This is a genomic window from Cellulomonas septica (assembly GCF_012396155.1).
GTDB lineage: Bacteria > Actinomycetota > Actinomycetes > Actinomycetales > Cellulomonadaceae > Cellulomonas > Cellulomonas septica.
Map to the genome: position 1 here is coordinate 1 of NZ_JAAXOY010000377.1, position 3486 is coordinate 3486.

The 3486-nt window shown below is 71.4% G+C and carries 2 protein-coding genes and 1 pseudogene; all 3 read left to right on the plus strand.

The window, feature by feature from the left end; translation table 11 throughout:
* Nucleotides 1-132, plus strand: a pseudogene (locus tag HGA02_RS21010) (MmyB family transcriptional regulator); the annotation flags it as partial.
* Between the two features lie 633 nt (nt 133-765).
* Entirely contained in the window at nt 766-2274 is a 1509-nt protein-coding gene (locus tag HGA02_RS13510; RefSeq protein ID WP_168679442.1) for a cytochrome ubiquinol oxidase subunit I, read from the plus strand.
* An 18-nt stretch (nt 2275-2292) separates the two neighbouring features.
* Nucleotides 2293-3399, plus strand: coding sequence for a cytochrome d ubiquinol oxidase subunit II (gene cydB, locus HGA02_RS13515; protein WP_246247782.1), 1107 nt, complete (start codon nt 2293-2295; stop codon nt 3397-3399).
* The last annotated feature ends 87 nt before the right edge of the window (nt 3400-3486 follow it).

Below are 3486 nucleotides of genomic sequence, written 5' to 3' on the forward strand. Positions count from 1 at the left end.
GCCGAGCTCGGGACCCTCGAGCTCACCTGCCAGACGCTGATCGACCCCGGCCAGTCGCACTCGCTGCTCGTCTACACGGCCGTCCCGGGCTCGGAGACGTACGAGAAGCTGCAGCTCCTCTCCGTCACCGGCGGGGGCGTCGGTCGTCTGCTGGACGACGGGGGCGGCAGCGGTCGTGCGTGTCGCCCGGCGGCGCCGCGCCTTCGGCGCGGACTCACCCCCGGACGTCGTCGTGGCGTCTGCGTTCTCGGGAGTGTTCTCGGGGGTCACGCGTGGTGCTCCTGGGTACCGCAGAGCCCCGCCCCACACGCGCGGTCCTCGGTCGGTCGGTCGTCACGCACGCCCTCGGCGCGGCGACGGAAGTCGTCGGTCGTGGCTGCTGCACCTGGGCCGGCGCCGTCGCCTGCACCGGCGGCGCGCTCCCGGATGGAGCGGCACGGCCGAGCGGCGGACTGGCGCGCGATGCGCGCTGGTGCTGCGAGCTCAAGGGTCCGTCCACGGTGTGGGCGCGGCCGGAACCGTGGTCAGTATCGCACAGGGGCCTCCCGCGAGCGCGGCACGACCGTCGGCGCGGCGGCGGGCGAGTGACGCCGGACACCTCCGGTCCGTGTTTCACGACGCCCCGTCACTACACGGGACCTTGGTCCCAGGAGCAGACTGGGGGTGCTTCTTAGCGTTCCCCCAGGTCCACAGGCCGGGCACCCGCCGAGGCGTCCTCCGTGCGACCTGCCCGCCTGTCCGGTCCGCACAGCACGGAGAACCCACGTGGACGCCCTCGATCTCGCCCGCTGGCAGTTCGGCATCACGACCGTCTACCACTTCATCTTCGTGCCGCTGACGATCGGCCTCGCGCCGCTGGTCGCCATCATGCAGACGGCGTGGGTCCGGACCGGGAACGAGCGGTGGCTGCGGCTCACCAAGTTCTTCGGCAAGCTCCTGCTGATCAACTTCGCGATCGGTGTCGCCACGGGCATCGTGCAGGAGTTCCAGTTCGGGATGGCGTGGTCGGAGTACTCGCGCTTCGTCGGCGACGTGTTCGGCGCACCCCTCGCGATGGAGGCGCTCGCCGCGTTCTTCGTCGAGTCGACGTTCCTGGGCCTGTGGATCTTCGGGTGGGACAAGCTGCCGAAGAAGATCCACCTCGCGTGCATCTGGGCCGTCGCGATCGCGACCAACCTGTCCGCGTACTTCATCCTCGCGGCGAACTCGTGGATGCAGCACCCGGTCGGGTCGACGTACAACCCGGAGACGGGCCGCGCGGAGATGACGGACATCGGCGCGATCCTCAGCAACAACACGCTGCTCGCCGCGTTCCCGCACACCATCAGCGCCGCGTTCCTCACCGCCGGCACGTTCGTCGCGGGCATCGCCGCCTGGTGGATGGTCAAGCTCGTCCGGGCGGACCGTGCGGACGAGGCGCGCGACGTCTACCGCCCGGCCGTCCTGCTCGGCGTGGTCACGATGCTCGTCGCGGGCCTGGTCGTCGCCGTCAGCGGGGACGCGCAGGCCAAGCTCATGTTCGACCAGCAGCCGATGAAGATGTCGGCCGCCGAGGCGCTGTGCGAGACGACCGAGGGCGGCGCACCGTTCTCCATCCTCGCGATCGGCGACCTGTCGGACTCGTGCGAGGGCGTGCAGCACCTCATCGAGATCCCCGGCCTGACGTCGTTCCTCGCGTCGGGCTCGTTCACCGAGCCGCTCCCGGGCGTCGAGGACCTCCAGGCCCAGTACGAGGAGAAGTACGGGTTCACGGATGCGGACGGCCAGCCGATCTCGTACCAGCCCAACCTCGCGGTGACCTACTGGTCGTTCCGCCTGATGATCGGCTTCGGCGTCGGGTCGGCGGCGCTCGCGCTCGTCGCCCTGTGGGTCACCCGCAAGGGCCGCGTCACCGGGAACGTGTGGGTCTCCCGGCTCGCGGTCGCGGCACTCGCCACGCCGTTCCTCGCGTCGGCGTTCGGCTGGATCTTCACCGAGATGGGCCGCCAGCCGTGGGTCGTCGCGCCCAACCCCAACCCGTCGGGCGTCGACGGCGTCTGGCTGCTCACCGCGCGCGGCGTCTCGACCGTCACCGGCCCGGGCACGATCCTCACCTCGCTGATCGCGTTCACCGCCCTGTACGGCGTGCTCGCCGTCGTCTGGTTCCGGCTCATGCACCGGTACGCGATCGAGGGCGTCGCCGCGAGCGAGAAGGACCCGAGCCCCGACAACCCCGCCAACCGACCGGACCCGGACGACGAGTCGACCGACCGTCCGCTGTCCTTCGCGTACTGAGAACGGGAGCCCACGACCATGGAGCTGTCGACCGTCTGGTTCCTGCTCATCGCCGTGCTCTGGACCGGCTACCTGCTGCTCGAGGGGTTCGACTTCGGCGTCGGGACGCTGCTCGGCATCCTGAACCGGGGCGACCGCGCGGCGAAGGACCGCGACCGCCGCGTCATGATCAACACGATCGGGCCCGTCTGGGACGGCAACGAGGTGTGGCTGCTCACCGCGGGCGGTGCGACGTTCGCGGCCTTCCCCGAGTGGTACGCGACCCTGTTCTCCGGCTTCTACCTGCCGCTGCTGCTGATCCTGCTCGCGCTCATCGTCCGCGTCGTCGCGTTCGAGTGGCGCGGCAAGATCGACGACGACCGCTGGCGCGCCTGGGCCGACCGTGCGCTCATCGTCGGGTCGTGGGTGCCGGCCGTGCTGTGGGGCGTCGCGTTCGCGAACCTGGTCCGGGGCGTCGAGCTCGACGCCGACCACCAGTACGTCGGCGGGTTCTTCGCGCTCCTCAACCCGTTCGCGCTGCTCGGCGGCGCGCTCACCGCGCTCGTCTTCCTCACGCACGGCGCCGTGTTCCTCGCGCTCAAGTCCGACGGCGCCGTGCGGGCGCGTGCCGGCGCGTTCGCCGCGAAGTCGTCCGTCGCGACGCTCGCCGTCGGGGCGGTGTGGGCGGTCTGGGCGCAGCTCGCGTACTCGGTCGCGTGGACCTGGGTCGCGGTCGTCGTCGCGGCGCTCGCGCTCGTCGCCCTCGTCGTCGCCACGCGGGCGCGGCGCGAGGGGCAGGCGTTCGTCGCGTCCGCCGTCGCGATCGTCGCCGTCGTCGTGCTGATCTTCGGGTCGATGTACCCCGACGTGATGCCCGCGCTCGACCCGGCGAACTCGCTCACCGTCGACAACGCGTCGTCCACCGACTACACGCTCACCGTCATGACGTGGGTTGCGGTGTTCCTCACGCCGCTCGTGCTGCTCTACCAGGGCTGGACGTACTGGGTGTTCCGCAAGCGGATCAGCGGCGCCCACATCCCCGCGCACACAGGCCTCACGTTCGCGAGGTCCCGCGAGCAGGTCCCGGCGTCGGTCGGCGCGGGGCGCGAGGACGACGTGCCCGCCGACGACGCGGAGCCGCGCTGACGTGCGCCCGCTCGACCCCCGGCTCCTGCGGTACGCGCGCAGCGCACGCGGCTACGTCGCGCTGACCGCGGGTCTCGGGGTCCTCAC

Bases quoted from the DNA above. Each gene is read 5' to 3' on its own strand.
- cydB (WP_246247782.1), top strand. From the start codon at position 2,293: ATGGAGCTGTCGACCGTCTGGTTCCTGCTCATCGCCGTGCTCTGGACC.